This window comes from Roseateles cavernae (genome assembly GCF_040187885.1).
Taxonomy (GTDB): Bacteria; Pseudomonadota; Gammaproteobacteria; order Burkholderiales; family Burkholderiaceae_C; genus Roseateles_E; species Roseateles_E cavernae.
The window spans coordinates 200443-214365 of the sequence record NZ_JBDPLH010000004.1 but is presented as its reverse complement, the minus strand read 5'-3'; the positions used below and the strand labels follow the sequence as shown (position 1 = coordinate 214365).

Annotated in this window: 11 protein-coding genes; 6 read left to right on the top strand and 5 right to left on the bottom strand. The window is 68.5% G+C overall.

The window, feature by feature from the left end; all coding sequences use genetic code 11:
• The first annotated feature begins 5 nt into the window (after positions 1 to 5).
• The 6 genes from ABGI63_RS14430 to ileS all read left to right on the top strand — a co-directional run bounded on the left by ABGI63_RS14430 (position 6) and on the right by ileS (position 8833).
• Positions 6 to 1115: an acyl-CoA dehydrogenase family protein gene (locus ABGI63_RS14430; RefSeq protein ID WP_349743091.1), complete on the top strand. Its 1110-nt coding sequence runs from the start codon at positions 6 to 8 to the stop codon at positions 1113 to 1115.
• A gap of 17 nt (positions 1116 to 1132) precedes the next feature.
• Positions 1133 to 2101 (top strand): P1 family peptidase, encoded by a 969-nt coding sequence (locus ABGI63_RS14425; protein WP_349743090.1) that lies wholly within the window; start codon positions 1133 to 1135, stop codon positions 2099 to 2101.
• Positions 2102 to 2108: 7 nt separating this feature from the next.
• Positions 2109 to 2846 carry a pseudouridine synthase gene (locus ABGI63_RS14420; RefSeq protein ID WP_349743089.1) on the top strand — a complete coding sequence of 246 codons (738 nt, stop codon included), beginning with the start codon at positions 2109 to 2111 and terminating at the stop codon, positions 2844 to 2846.
• Positions 2847 to 3117: 271 nt separating this feature from the next.
• A complete protein-coding gene (locus ABGI63_RS14415) occupies positions 3118 to 4836 on the top strand; it encodes an ATP-binding protein (RefSeq protein WP_349743088.1) in 1719 nt (572 codons plus the stop codon).
• Positions 4837 to 4857: 21 nt separating this feature from the next.
• On the top strand, positions 4858 to 5892 hold the full coding sequence (locus tag ABGI63_RS14410) for a bifunctional riboflavin kinase/FAD synthetase (RefSeq protein ID WP_349743087.1): 1035 nt from the start codon (positions 4858 to 4860) through the stop codon (positions 5890 to 5892).
• A gap of 88 nt (positions 5893 to 5980) precedes the next feature.
• Positions 5981 to 8833 (top strand): isoleucine--tRNA ligase, encoded by a 2853-nt coding sequence (gene ileS, locus ABGI63_RS14405; protein WP_349743086.1) that lies wholly within the window; start codon positions 5981 to 5983, stop codon positions 8831 to 8833.
• Between the two features lie 51 nt (positions 8834 to 8884).
• Here the strand turns inward: ileS and ABGI63_RS14400 are convergent, their stop codons facing one another.
• The 5 genes from ABGI63_RS14400 to ABGI63_RS14380 form a co-directional block, all read right to left on the bottom strand.
• Positions 8885 to 9394 carry a DUF1269 domain-containing protein gene (locus tag ABGI63_RS14400; protein ID WP_137942091.1) on the bottom strand — a complete coding sequence of 170 codons (510 nt, stop codon included), beginning with the start codon at positions 9392 to 9394 and terminating at the stop codon, positions 8885 to 8887.
• A gap of 92 nt (positions 9395 to 9486) precedes the next feature.
• Positions 9487 to 9693 carry a YbdD/YjiX family protein gene (locus ABGI63_RS14395; RefSeq protein WP_349743085.1) on the bottom strand — a complete coding sequence of 69 codons (207 nt, stop codon included), beginning with the start codon at positions 9691 to 9693 and terminating at the stop codon, positions 9487 to 9489.
• Positions 9686 to 11767 carry a carbon starvation CstA family protein gene (locus ABGI63_RS14390; RefSeq protein ID WP_349743084.1) on the bottom strand — a complete coding sequence of 694 codons (2082 nt, stop codon included), beginning with the start codon at positions 11765 to 11767 and terminating at the stop codon, positions 9686 to 9688. The genes ABGI63_RS14395 and ABGI63_RS14390 overlap by 8 nt, the downstream gene beginning before the upstream one ends.
• Before the next feature lie 138 nt (positions 11768 to 11905).
• Positions 11906 to 12547: a response regulator transcription factor gene (locus ABGI63_RS14385; RefSeq protein WP_349743083.1), complete on the bottom strand. Its 642-nt coding sequence runs from the start codon at positions 12545 to 12547 to the stop codon at positions 11906 to 11908.
• Positions 12544 to 13914: a cache domain-containing protein gene (locus ABGI63_RS14380; protein ID WP_349743082.1), complete on the bottom strand. Its 1371-nt coding sequence runs from the start codon at positions 13912 to 13914 to the stop codon at positions 12544 to 12546. Before ABGI63_RS14380 ends, ABGI63_RS14385 begins: the two co-directional genes overlap by 4 nt.
• Between the last annotated feature and the right edge of the window lie 9 nt (positions 13915 to 13923).

Sequence of the window (13923 nt, the reverse complement as noted above, 5' to 3'; positions counted from 1 at the left end):
GGATCATGGATTTCGACTTCAATGAAGACCAGGAATCGCTGCGCGACGCCGTGCGCCGCTGGGTCGACAAGGACTATGACTTCGCTCGCCGCCACGCCAGCGTCAAGGCCGGCGGGTTTTCCAGGCCGGCCTGGGAAGGTCTGGTCGGCCTGGGCCTGAGCGCCCTGGCCGTGCCCGAGGCCCAGGGCGGCATGGGTTTCGGTCCGGTCGAGGCCATGGTGGTGATGGAAGAGCTGGGCCGCGGCATCGTGATGGAGCCCTATGCCCAGGCCGCGCTGATCGCGCCGGCCGTGCTCGCCCATGCACCGGCCGAGCTGCAAGCGGCCTGGCTGCCCAAGATCGCCGGCGGTGAGGCCCTGATCGTGATGGCTCATCAGGAGCGTGGCGCCCGCTACCGCTTCGACCAGCCAAGCACCCGCGCCGACGGTCTGCGCCTTTCGGGTGCCAAAAGTCTGGTGCCGGCCGGTGACCAGGCCGATGCCTTCATCGTCCCGGCGTTGAGCCAGGGGGGCCTGGCCCTCTACCTGGTCGAACGCAGCGCGGCCGGCGTCTCGACCCGCCCCTACAGTCTGCAGGACGGCTCGCGCGCCGCCGAGCTGACGCTCATCAACACACCCGCCACGCTGCTGGTCGGCCCCGAGCAGGGCCTGGCCGTGCTGGAGCAGGCCATCGATATCGGCATCGCGGCGCTGTGCGCCGAAGGCGTCGGCGCGATGGAGAAGCTGGTCGCGATCACGGCCGAGTACCTGAACACGCGCAAGCAGTTCGGCGTCGTCATCAGCAGCTTCCAGGCGCTGCGCCATCGCATGGCCGATGTGAAGATGCAGCTGGAGCTGGCGCGCTCGATGAGCTATTTCGCGACGCTGAAGCTGGGCGACGAACCTGCCTCGCGGCGCCGGGCGCTGTCGCAGGCCAAGCTGCAGCTGGGCCAATCCCTGCGCTTCGTCGGCCAGCAATGCATCCAGCTGCATGGCGGCATCGGCGTCACCGACGAGTACATCGGCAGCCACTACTTCAAGCGCCTGACGACCATGGAAATGCAGTTCGGCGACAGCCTGCACCACCTCGGCGAGGTCAGCGCCCGCATGCAGGACACGGCGGGCGTCTTCGCCTGAGGCGGGCTCGCGGCCTGATGCCCGATTCCTCGATCTGCGATGTGGCCGGCCTGATGGTCGGCCACCATACCGACCACCGCCGCCCGACCGGCTGTACGGTCTTGCTGTGCCCGCAAGGGGCCACCGCCGGCGTCGATGTGCGCGGCGCGGCACCCGGCACCCGCGAGACCGATCTGCTGGCGCCCGAGAACACGGTGGACCAGATTCATGGCCTGCTGCTGACCGGCGGCAGCGCCTTCGGCCTGGACGCCGCCGGCGGCGTGATGCGCTGGCTGGCCGAGCGCGGCCACGGCGTCGCGGTGGGACCGGCATGCGTGCCCATCGTGCCGGCCGCCGTGCTGTTTGATCTCTGGCTGGGCGATCCGGCGATCAGCCCCGATGCGGCCGCCGGCTATGCGGCCTGCGAGGCCGCCAGCTCGCGGGCGCCGGCCGAGGGCTCGGTCGGCGCCGGCACCGGTGCCACGCTGGGCAAGCTGCGCGGCATTGCACACGCGATGAAGGGCGGCATCGGCACGGCCTCGGTGACGGTCGGCGGAGTCACCGTCGGCGCCCTGGTGGTGGTCAATGCGATCGGCGACATCATCGACCCGGCCAGCGGCCAGTTGATCGCCGGCGCGCGCGGCGACGACGGCCGGCCGCTGGGCATGCTGCAGGCGATGCTGCGCGGCGAGTTGCCCGCCGTGCCGCTCAGCGGCACGGCCACCACCCTGGGCATCGTCGCGACCGATGCCAGCCTGGACAAGGCAGGCGCCAAAAAGCTGGCCCAGATGGCACACGACGGCCTGGCCCGCACGATCAACCCGGTCCACACGGTCAGCGATGGCGATGTGATCTTCTCGCTGGCAACAGGCACGACGGGCGAACGCGGCGACCTCCGCCTGCTCGGGCCGCTGGCGGCCGAAGTCACCGCCCGCGCGGTCCTGCGTGCGGTGCGGGCCGCGACCGGCCTGCCCGGCCTGCCGGCTGTGGCCGAGCTGGCCGGATAATCGGCCCATGCGTCTGTCACAAATTCTATTTTCCCAAGGCTTCGGCACCCGCCGCCTGTGCGCCGGCCTGATCTACAACGGCGAGGTCAGCGTCAACGGCGAGCTCATCGAGGACGCCGATGCCGAATTCGAGACCGAGGGCCTGGAGTTCGTCGTCAGCGGCAAGACCTGGCCCTTTTACGAGAAGGCCCTGATCCTGCTGAACAAGCCGGCCGGCTACGAGTGTTCCCAGAAGCCCAAGCACCATCCCAGCGTGATGACCCTGCTGCCCGGGCCGCTGCGCGAGCGCAATGTGCAGCCGGTCGGACGGCTCGACGAGGACACCACCGGCCTGCTGCTGCTGACCGATGACGGCAGCCTGATCCACAAGCTGACCAGCCCCAAGCACCATGTGCCCAAGATCTACGAAGCGCAGTGCAAGCATGAGGTGACGCCGGAGCAGGTCGCGCGGCTGCTGGCCGGCGTTGAGCTGCACGAGCCGGATCCGGCGCCCGGCAAGCCCGCGCGCAAGGCCGAGCAGGCACACGCGGAAGGCGCCGAGGCTTTCGCAACGGCGGCGGGCACCCACGGCCTGCGTCTGACCTTGATCGAGGGCAAATACCACCAGGTCAAGCGCATGGTCGCGGCGGTCGGCAATCGCGTCGAAGCCCTGCACCGCCCGCAGTTCGGCGCGCTGACCTTGCCGGCCGATCTGAAGCCCGGCCAGTGGACCTGGGTCAGCAGCCCGAGCCTGATCACCCCCTGAGTTTCCCTAGGCTTTGCGGCGGCCACACCACGCTTGCGGGTTCCTCCTAGGATGTTTGTCATCGGCGATCTGTAGAACCTAGGGATTGATGCGGCGGGCGCCTTGCTTGCCGCCACCCGTCCTAGAGCGCCCAGCAAGGGTGCCGCGTCCTAGCTGTATGACACAGACGATCAGAGCCGAGCCCCCGAGGGGCCGAGGGAATACCGAATCGAGGGCCGACATCACCGCTCAGGTGGCGTCGGAGCGCCTCGCATCGCTGTACGAGATGACGATGGCCCCGACGCTGGCGGGCCTGCTGTTCAGCGGCTTCCCGGTCATTTTTCTGTGGCAGCACCTGCCTCGCCCGCTGCTGCTGGGCTGGCTGGCCGCGCGGCTCGCCATCGGCGGCCTGCGCTGCCTGGACGTGCTGCAGTTCCGCCGTGCGCGGCCGGCCTGCGGCGACAGCGCCCGCTGGCAGCTGCGCTATCTGCTGCTGCTGGCGCTGGACGCGTTGAGCTGGGGGGCGATGGGCTGGCTCTTCCACAACCCGGCCGTGCCGGACCTGGACGGCATCATCCTGGCCTCGATGGTGGGGCTGGGTGCCGTCGGGCTGTTCTCGCTGGGCAGCGTCTGGCGCGCCCACCTGCTGTTCTCCGTACTGGCCTTCACGCCGCTGATGGCCTACCACCTGAGCCTGGGCACGCCGGCCGGCCTCTTCGTCAGCGCCGGCCTGGGGCTGTTCCTGGCCCTGACCCAGCTCGAGTCGCGCCGCGCCGAGGCCCGCAGCACCGAGCTGCTGCGCCTGCGCTTCGAGAATGCCTGGATCGCCGAGGAGCGCCAGCAGGCCTTGCAGTCGGCCGAACGCGACAGCAGCAGCAAGAGCCGTTTCGTTGCGGTGATGAGCCACGAGATCCGCACGCCGCTCAACGGCATCCTGGGCATGACGCAATTGCTGGAGCGCTCCGCGCTCGACGCCCAGCAGCGCGAGCAGATCGATATCGTGCGCCGCTCGGGCCGCCATCTGCTGACCCTGGTCAACGACATCCTGGACCTGTCCCGCATCGAGTCGGGCAAGCTGGTGGTCGAGTCCGGCCCGGTGCTGCTGCGCGAGGCGGTCGACGATGTCTGCCGCCTGCTGTCGGGCAGCGCACGCGACAAAGGCCTGGCCTTCGAGCTCAGCCTGAGCCCTGCCCTGCCGGTCTGCGTGCTGGGCGATGCCGACCGCATCAAACAGGTGCTGCACAACCTGGTCGGCAACGCGATCAAGTTCACCGAGCGCGGCCGGGTCGCGGTCGATGTCAGCACGGTGCTGGACATGCGCGCCGGCACCCTCTTGCGTTTTGCGGTGCGCGACACCGGCGAAGGCATCGCGCCCGACCAGATGGAGCGGGTCTTCGCGCCCTATGAACAGGTGCTGCGGGGCGATGGCGCCGCGCCGCGCCGCCAGGAGGGCACCGGCCTGGGCCTGACGATCTCGCGCGAGCTGGCCCGCGCGATGGGCGGCGATCTGCGCTGCGCCTCGATGCCCGGCCAGGGTTCGGTGTTCGAGTTCACGCTGCCGCTGCAGGTCTGTGCGGAACCCGAGAACAGCCAGCCGCCGGCCCCGACCGAGCTGCCGCAGCTGGCCGGCCGGGTACTGCTGGTCGACGACAGCGTCGTCAATCTGCTGGTCGCCTCCAGCATGCTGGAGCGCTGCGGCCTGGTGGTCGATCAGGCCGAGAACGGCCTGCAGGCGCTGGAGCGGCTCAAGAGCGCCGACTATGACCTGGTGCTGATGGACTGCCAGATGCCCGAGCTGGACGGCTTCGAGACCACACAGAGCTGGCGCGCCCACGAGCGGCGCCAGGGGCTGGCCCGCCTGCCCATCGTCGCGCTGACCGCCAGCGCGGTGAACAGCGACCGCGACCGCTGCCTCGAATGCGGCATGGACGACTATCTGGTCAAGCCCTTCGAGCTGGATGACTTGGCGGCCATGGTGCAACGCCATCTGCGCGCACCGGCTCTGGCCTAGGCCTGCGTAGATAATCCCTGGATGCATGTCTTTCGCGGCTTCCACCATCCCGGCATCGCACCCGCCTGTGCGCTGACCATCGGCAATTTCGACGGCGTGCATCGCGGCCACCAGGCCATGCTGGCCTTGCTGAAATCAGAAGCCCTGCATCGCGGTCTGCCGACCTGTGTGCTGACTTTCGAGCCGCATCCGCGCGACTTTTTCGCCGCCAAACTGGGCAAGCCCGAGCTCGCCCCGGCCCGTATCGCGCCGCTGCGCGACAAGCTCAGCGAGCTCGAGCGCTGCGGCATCGACCAGGTCGTTGTGCTGCGTTTCGATGAGTCGCTGGCCTCGCTGAGCGCGCAGGACTTCATCCAGCAGGTCTTGCGGCAGGGCCTGGGTGCCAAGTACGTGCTGGTGGGCGACGATTTCCGCTTCGGCGCCAAGCGCCAGGGTGACTACGCCACGCTGGACGCGGCCGGCCAGCGCATGGGCTTCGATGTCGCCCGCATGATGAGCTACGAGGTCCATGGTCTGCGCGTGTCCAGCTCGGCGGTGCGCGAGGCGCTGAGCCAGGGCGATATGGAGGCGGCCGCCAGCCTGCTGGGCCGGCCCTACTCGATCTCCGGCCATGTCGTGCATGGCAAGAAGCTGGGCCGGATGCTGGGCGAATCGGCGGCCGGCGCGGCCGATGGTTTTCGCACGCTGAACCTGCGCTTCCCGCATGACAAGCCGGCCGCCAAAGGCATTTATGCGGTGCGCACGCATGGGCTGACACAGGGGCCGCTGGACGGCGTCGCCTCGCTGGGCGTGCGGCCGACCATCGAGCATGCCGGCCGGGTGCTGCTGGAAGTGCATTGCCTGGACTGGCCGGCCGAGCTGGGGGCCGACGGGGCCTACGGTAAACTCGTGCGCGTGGAACTCCTGCACAAACTGCGCGACGAAGCCCGCTACGAGGGGCTGGACGCCTTGACGGCCGCGATCCGTCAGGACGTGGATAACGCGCGCGCCTATCTGGCGGGCCATGTGGCAACCCATGCCTCGCTGCGCCGCCAGACCACGCGCGACCGAATTTGAAGCGCTGAGCGCGCCTCCTCCTCAGTCTGTGCCCGCCGGGCACACCCCCGATTTGCAGGCTCATGCCTGTCCCTGATTGCCGCCTGCCATGACCGACGCCACCAAACCGGATTACCGCGCCACGCTAAATCTGCCCGACACCCTCTTCCCGATGCGCGGCGACCTGCCCAAGCGCGAGCCGGGCTGGGTCAAGAGCTGGGAAGACCGCGGTGTCTACAAGCGCCTGCGGGATGCCCGTGTGGGCCGCCCGAAGTTCGTGCTGCACGACGGCCCGCCCTACGCCAACGGCCAGATCCATATCGGCCATGCCGCGAACAAGATCCTCAAGGACATGATCGTCAAGGCGCGCCAGCTGGCGGGCTTCGATGCGGCCTACATCCCCGGCTGGGACTGCCACGGCCTGCCGATCGAGAACCAGATCGAGAAGACCTTCGGCCGTGGCCTGCCACGCGACGAGGTGCAGGCCAAGAGCCGCGCCTACGCGACCGAACAGATCGACCAGCAGCGCGCCGACTTCAAGCGCCTGGGCGTGCTGGGCGACTGGGAGAACCCGTACAAGACGATGAACTTCGCCAACGAGGCCGGCGAGATCCGCGTGCTGAAGCGCCTGTTCGAGCGCGGCTTCGTCTACCGCGGCTTGAAGCCCGTCTACTGGTGCTTCGACTGCGGCTCCTCGCTGGCCGAGTTCGAGATCGAGTACGCCGACAAGCAGAGCCCGGCCGTCGACGTGGCCTTTCTGAGCGCCGAGCCGGCCAAGCTGGCCGCCGCCTTCGGCCTGCCCTCGCTGGCCAAGGACGCCTTCACCGTCATCTGGACGACCACGCCCTGGACCATCCCGGCCAACCAGGCGCTGAATCTCAACCCCGAGCTCAGCTACGCCCTGGTCGACACGCCGCGCGGCATCTTCATGGTGGCCGAGGCCCTGGTCGAGAAATGCCTGGCGCGCTGGAAGCTCGAGGGCCAGGTGCTGGCCACGACGCTGGGCAAGCAACTCGAGCTGCTGAAGTTCAAGCACCCGCTGGCCCATGTCGACGCCGGCTATGACCGCGAGAGCCCGGTCTACCTGGCCGACTACGCCACCGCCGAGGACGGCACCGGCGTGGTCCATTCGGCGCCCGCCTACGGCCTCGATGACTTCAACTCCTGCGTCGCCCACGGCCTGGCCTTCAAGGACATCCTGAACCCGGTGCAGGGCAATGGCACTTACGAGGCCGAGCTGCCGCTGTTCGGCGGCCAGCACATCTGGAAGGCCAATCCGCTCATCGCGCAAGCGCTGGAAGATGCCGGCCGCCTGCTCTCGCACAGCAAGATCACCCACAGCTATCCGCACTGCTGGCGCCACAAGACGCCGGTGATCTACCGTGCGGCCGCGCAGTGGTTTGTGCGCATGGACGAGGCTGAATCCGGAACTCAGGGTGTCTTCAGCGTCGACAAGGCGCCCAAGACCCTGCGCCGGATCGCGCTGGACGCCATCGCCGCGACCAGCTTCTATCCCGAGAACGGCCGCACCCGTCTGCACGACATGATCGCCGGCCGGCCCGACTGGTGCATCTCGCGCCAGCGCAGCTGGGGCGTGCCGCTGCCGATCTTCCTGCACAAGGACAGCGGTCTGCCGCATCCGCAGACGCTGGAATTCATCGAGCGCGCCGCGCAGCTGGTGGAAGCCGGCGGGGTCGAGGCCTGGGCAAAACTTGACCCTGCCGAATGGCTGGGTGCCGAGGCCGATGTCTACAGCAAGGGCAGCGACATCCTCGACGTCTGGTTCGACTCCGGCTCGACCTTCCAGCACGTGCTCAAGGGCAGCCATGCCGGCGCGGCGCACGAGAGCGGCCCCGAGGCCGATCTCTACCTGGAAGGCCATGACCAGCATCGCGGCTGGTTCCACAGCTCGCTGCTGATCAGCTGCGCCCTCAATGACCGCGCACCCTACCGCGGCCTGCTGACCCACGGCTTCACCGTTGACGGCCAGGGCCGCAAGATGAGCAAGTCGGTCGGCAACACGGTCGCGCCGCAGCTGGTCAGCGACAAGATGGGTGCCGAGATCATCCGCCTGTGGTGCGCCGCCACCGACTACTCCGGCGACCTCGCCATCGACGACAAGATCCTCGCCCGCGTCGTCGATGCCTACCGCCGCATCCGCAACACCCTGCGTTTCCTGCTGGCCAACACCAGCGACTTCGATGCCCGGAAAGACGCAGTGCCGCTGGCGCAGCTGCTGGAAGTCGACCGCTATGCGCTGGCGCGTGCGGCCGAGCTGCAGGCCGAGATCCTGGCGCACTACGAGCGCTATGAATTCCATCCGGTGGTGGCCAAGCTGCAGGTCTACTGCTCGGAAGACCTGGGCGGCTTCTACCTCGATGTGCTGAAGGACCGGCTCTACACCACCGCCCCCGGCAGCCTGGCGCGCCGCTCGGCGCAGACCGCGCTGTGGCAGATCACCCAGGCCATGCTGCGCTGGATGGCGCCCTTCCTGAGCTTCACGGCCGAGGAAGCCTGGGCCATCTTCGACGGCGGCCATGCCGACGACTCGATCTTCACCGAGACCTACTGGCAGTTCGAGGGCAGCGACAGCAGCCTGATCGCCAAGTGGGACCGCATCCACGCGATCCGCGACGCGGTCAACAAGGCCATCGAGGCCGTGCGCGCCGCCGGCGGTGTCGGTTCCTCGCTGCAGGCCGAGGTCAGCCTGGGCGTCAACCCGCAAGACCTGGCCCTGCTGCAAAGCCTGGGCGAGGACCTGAAGTTCGTGCTGATCACCTCGGCTGCCAGCCTGGTGCCGGCCGATGAGCTCAGCGTCACGGTCACGCCGTCGAGCCAGGCCAAGTGCGAGCGCTGCTGGCACTACCGCGACGATGTCGGCGCCAACCCGGCCCACCCGACGATCTGCGGCCGCTGCGACAGCAATCTCTACGGCACGGGCGAGCCGCGCAGCGTGGCCTGAGCGTAGCAAGGGGCGCCGCGGCGCCCCTTCTTGTTTCCAAACCCCGGTCGGTCAGGGGAAGGCTGGGACGTTGGGCTCCAGGCCCTCGAAATGCGCCTCGGGATGGGTGCGCTCGAGCAACTGCTCGATTTCGGTGACGCGCGAGCGCGGCACATCGACCATCAGCAGATACTGGCCGGCCTCGATGGCCTTGTCGAACCGGGTCAGCCGCCGGCTCGGGGTCGAACTGCCTATCATGCTGGACGACCAGGTGCCCAGCACCGCGCCGATGCCGGCCAGCGCGATCACGATCAGGGCCGGCGGTGCGGTGCCGGCCAGCACATAGGCGCCGACGACGCCCAGCGCCGCACCGAGCCCGGCGCCCAGCAGCAGGCCGGTCTGGGCCGCCTCGACCAGGTCCGAGGTCTGCAGCACATTGGCCGCATGCAGGCCGCTCATATCGGCACCCTCACGGGCGACGAAATGGATATGCGGCTCGCTGATGCGGGCCAGCAAGAGCTCGTTCATGGTTTTGACCGCGCTGCCTTGGTCGGGCAGCAACCAGTAGATCCTTTTGCGCATCGCGAACTCCTTGCAAGAACTCGGTGGCCGGGCCGGCCACGAACAGGGCCATAGGCCGCAATGTAGTCCTTGCCGCGATCGCTAGCAACAGGCTAGCAGCAGCGGCCCATGCGGGCACCGTAGCGGGCCTGCTGGCGCTCGCGGAAAAAGGCTTCGTAGCTCATCGGCGCCTGCTCCGGGTGGGTGCGCTGCATATGCTCGAGATAGCTGCCGTAGTCGGGCAGGCCCACCATCAGGCGCAGGCTCTGCGCCATATAGCGGCCGGCCCGGCCGAGACCGGCCAGTTGCTCCTCAAGCATGCTGGCCGCCCAGCGTGGTGTCGGCCGGCAGGCGCTCGTAAGCGGTTTCCTGAGCGGTCGGCTTGCGGCTGGCGCGCGCCGCGACCACGGCCTTGACGCTGTAGACCAGCACGCTCAGCACGACGAAGATGAACAGACCGCACAGCGCCGCATCAAGACGGTCATTGAAGATCACGCGTTCCATCGCCTCCAGGCTCTTGGCCGGCGCCAGCACGGTGCCGGCAGCCAGCGAATCGGCGTACTTCTGCGCATGGGCCAGGAAGCCCACCTTGGGATCGGACGAGAAGATCTTCAGCCAGCCGGCCGTCATCGTGCAGGCCAGCAGCCAGGCCGCAGGGACAATGGTGACCCAGGCGTAGCGGTCCTTCTTCATCTTGAACAGCACGACCGTGCCCAGCATCAGCGCGACAGCGGCCAGCATCTGATTGGCGATGCCGAACAGCGGCCACAAGGTGTTGATGCCCCCCAGCGGATCGACCACGCCCTGGTAGAGGAAGTAGCCCCAGGCCGCGACGCACAGGCCGGTGGCGATCAGGTTGGCCGGCAGCGAATCGGTCTTCTTCAGCGCCGGCACGAAGGTGCCCAGCAGGTCCTGCAGCATGAAGCGGCCGGCGCGCGTGCCGGCGTCCACGGCGGTCAGGATGAAGAGCGCCTCGAACAGGATGGCGAAGTGGTACCAGAAGGCCATCATGGTCTTGCCGCCGACCACCTGATGCAGGATGTGGGCCATGCCGACGGCCAGTGTCGGCGCACCGCCGGCGCGAGCCAGGATGGTGTTCTCGCCGACATCCTTGGCGGTCTGCACCAGCATCTCGGGCGTGATCACGAAGCCCCAGGTCGACAGCGTCGCCGCGACGGTTTCGGGCGTGCTGCCCACCAGCGCGGCCGGGCTGTTCATCGCGAAATAGACGCCCGGCTCGATGCAGGAAGCGGCCACCAAGGCCATCACCGCGACAAAGCTCTCGGCCAGCATGCCGCCATAGCCGATGAAGCGGGCGTTGACCTCGTTGTCCAGCATCTTGGGCGTGGTGCCCGAGGAGATCAGCGCATGGAAGCCCGAGACCGCACCGCAGGCGATCGTGATGAAGAGGAAGGGGAATAGATTGCCCGACCAGACCGGCCCATTGCCGGCCGCGAACTGCGTGAACGCGGGCATCTGCAGCGGCGGCGCCACGATCACGATGCCGATGGCCAGCGCGACGATGGTGCCGATCTTCAGAAAGGTCGACAGATAGTCGCGCGGGGCCAGCAGCAGCCAGACGGGGATCGACGCGGCGACGAAGCCGTAGCCGATCAGCATCCAGGTCAGGGCCTTGCCGTCATAGGTGAACAGCGGCGCCCATGTCGGGCTTTCGTGCACCCACTGGCCGCCGATGATGGCCAGCATCAGCAGCACGAAGCCGATGATGGAGACCTCGCCGATGCGGCCCGGGCGGATGTAGCGCAGATAGACGCCCATGAAGAGCGCGACAGGAATCGTCGCCGCCACGGTGAAGGTACCCCAGGGCGAATCGGCCAGCGCCTTCACGACGATCAGGGCCAGCACCGCCAGGATGATGATCATGATCATGAAAGCGCCGAACAGCGCGATCACGCCGGGCACCATGCCCATCTCCTGCTTGACCAGATCGCCCAGCGAGCGGCCGTCGCGACGCGTCGAGATGAAGAGCACGATGAAGTCCTGCACCGCACCGGCGAAGACCACGCCGGCCAGTATCCACAGCAGCCCGGGCAGATAGCCCATCTGCGCGGCCAGCACCGGGCCGACCAGGGGGCCGGCGCCGGCGATCGCGGCGAAATGGTGGCCGTACAGCACGTATTTGTGCGTCGGCACGTAGTCCAGGCCGTCGTTGTACTTCCAGGCCGGCGTCTGGCGTGTCGGGTCCAGGCCCAGCACCTTGGTGGCCAGGAACAGGCTGTAGTAGCGGTAGCCGATCAGGTAGACGCAGACGGCGGCGATCACCACCCATAGCGCGCTGACCGCCTCGCCGCGCGCCAGGGCCACAACGGCCAGCGACGCGGCGCCAAGAATGGCCACGCCCGCCCAGGCGAGGTGGCGACGAATACTGGACATGGATCTGTCTCCTTTATGGGGCGCTTCGGCGCACGGACGCACCGCTGCTGTGCAGGCGGCGAGTGTGCGCCGCGGCACAGGACGACACATCCGTGGCCCGGCTTAAGCGGCCTGCGTGGCAATGCTTAGGTGCTAACCCTAGGATTCCAGGCGACGGCCATGCTCGACCGCATAGCGGATCAGCTCCGCCTGCCCCTCCAGCTCCAGCTTGCGCTTGATGTTCTGGCGATGCGTCTCCACGGTGCGCACCGACAGGTCCAGCGCCTTGGCGATCTGCTTGCTCGATTCGCCTCGCCCCAGGGCCGAGAGGATCTCGCTCTCGCGCGGCGACAGGATGGGCCGCGCTTGCTGGCTGCGGAACAGGCGCTTGGACACCGCAGGGCTCAGAAAGGTGCCGCCGGCCGCGACCGCGTCGATGGCCGCCACGATCTCGCCGGCCGGCGCGTCCTTCAGCACATAACCGCGCGCACCGGCCTGCAGCGCGCGCTGCACGTACTCGGGGTTGTCGTACATGCTGTACATCAGCAGGCGCAATTCGGGCTGGCGCTCGAGCATGGTCTGGGCCAGCTCGATGCCGTTGAGGCCCTTGAGCCCGACATCCAGCAGCACGACCGCCGGCTGGGTCGACACCAGCATCACCATGGCCTCCTCGGCGCCGCCGGCCTCGCCGACGACGGCAAAGCGCGCTTCGGCCTGCAGGCGCGAGCGCAACCCCTCGCGCACTAGCGGATGGTCGTCGACCAGCAGGATGCGGATGGCTTGTTCGCTCGCGACCTTCATGGAGCGGGATTGTCGCGCGCCAGACGCTGCAGCGCCGCGCCGCTGATGCCGGCCTCGATCTGCGTGCCATGACCGGGGCTGGACTGCAGCTCCAGCAGCCCGCCCACCGAGGCCAGGCGCTCGCGCATATTGCGCAGGCCGATGCCCTGCTCGGGCAGCGCCTGCACCGCCTCGGGATCGAAGCCACGGCCGTCATCGAGCACCCGCAGCAGCACGCCGCCGCCCGGCTGGAACTCCAGCGTCAGCGCCACCCGCGTGGCGGCCCCGTGCTTGGCCATATTCGTCAGCGCCTCCTGGGCGACACGGAACAGCACCGTGTTCAGCAAATCGGGCAAGGCGCGCGGCGTGCCCAGCAGCTGCCAGCCGACCTGGGCCGGGCCGACCTCGTCGAACTCGCGGGCCAGGTGCTCCAGCGCCGCCGGCAGGCCCAGCGTGTCCAGCAGGGCCGGCCGCAGCCGGTGCGATAGGCCGCGCACCTCGGTCAGGCTGGCGTTGAGCCGCTCCAGCGCCCGTGGCAAGGCCGCCGTATCGCCGGCCCGCTGGGCGCTCTCGATCAGCAGCTTGGTCGACACCAGGGTCTGGCTGACGCCGTCGTGCAGCTCGCGCGACAGATGCGCGCGCTCCACCTCTTGCGAGCGCACCACCTGGTGGGCCAGCGCGCGCAGCTTGGCCTCGGCCAGTCTTTGCTCGCTGAGGTTCAGCGCCAGGCCGCAGACGCTGATCAGGGCCACGCCGAAGACCGCAATGCCGGCGATCCACCACATGGTCTGGGCGATATTGCGCTGCGCCTGCGCATCGAGTTGGTCGAGCGTGGCCTGGATGCCGTCCAGATAGAGTCCGGTGCCCAGCATCCAGCCCCAGCGCTCCATCGCCACCACATAACCCAGCTTGGGCACCATGCGCTCGCTGGACGGCTTGCGCCACAGATAGTCGACATAGCCGCCGCCGGCGCGCGCCTGCGCGATCAGTTGCTGGATGGTCGGTCGGCCCTGCGGATCGCGCAGATCCCAGAGCTCGCGGCCCAGCAGCTCGGGCTGGCGCGAGTGCATCAGCACCCGACCCTGCAGGTTGTAGACGAAGAAATAGCCATCCTGGCCGTAGTCCAGCGAGGCCAGCAGACGCAGGGCCTGCTGCTTGTCGGCTTCATTGTCGCCACCGCGCGCATACAGCGGCTTCAGCGTGCTGACGGCCAGCTCGACGTAGTGGCGCAGCTCGTCGCGGCGCGCTTCCATATAGGCCCGCCGCATCGTCGCGTGCTCGCGCGCCAGCAGCTCGCGCTCCTGCTGGCGCACCGCCAGCGCGATCAGCACCAGCGAGGCGACCAGCGGCAGGATGGCCAGCAGCAGGATTTTGAAGCGCAGTCTCATCGGGCCGCA

Coding starts and splice junctions, on each gene's coding strand:
- ABGI63_RS14430 (WP_349743091.1), top strand. CDS start 6: ATGGATTTCGACTTCAATGAAGACCAGGAATCGCTGCGCGACGCCGTG.
- ABGI63_RS14425 (WP_349743090.1), top strand. CDS start 1,133: ATGCCCGATTCCTCGATCTGCGATGTGGCCGGCCTGATGGTCGGCCAC.
- ABGI63_RS14420 (WP_349743089.1), top strand. CDS start 2,109: ATGCGTCTGTCACAAATTCTATTTTCCCAAGGCTTCGGCACCCGCCGC.
- ABGI63_RS14415 (WP_349743088.1), top strand. CDS start 3,118: ATGGCCCCGACGCTGGCGGGCCTGCTGTTCAGCGGCTTCCCGGTCATT.
- ABGI63_RS14410 (WP_349743087.1), top strand. CDS start 4,858: ATGCATGTCTTTCGCGGCTTCCACCATCCCGGCATCGCACCCGCCTGT.
- ileS (WP_349743086.1), top strand. CDS start 5,981: ATGACCGACGCCACCAAACCGGATTACCGCGCCACGCTAAATCTGCCC.
- ABGI63_RS14400 (WP_137942091.1), bottom strand. CDS start 9,394: ATGCGCAAAAGGATCTACTGGTTGCTGCCCGACCAAGGCAGCGCGGTC.
- ABGI63_RS14395 (WP_349743085.1), bottom strand. CDS start 9,693: ATGCTTGAGGAGCAACTGGCCGGTCTCGGCCGGGCCGGCCGCTATATG.
- ABGI63_RS14390 (WP_349743084.1), bottom strand. CDS start 11,767: ATGTCCAGTATTCGTCGCCACCTCGCCTGGGCGGGCGTGGCCATTCTT.
- ABGI63_RS14385 (WP_349743083.1), bottom strand. CDS start 12,547: ATGAAGGTCGCGAGCGAACAAGCCATCCGCATCCTGCTGGTCGACGAC.
- ABGI63_RS14380 (WP_349743082.1), bottom strand. CDS start 13,914: ATGAGACTGCGCTTCAAAATCCTGCTGCTGGCCATCCTGCCGCTGGTC.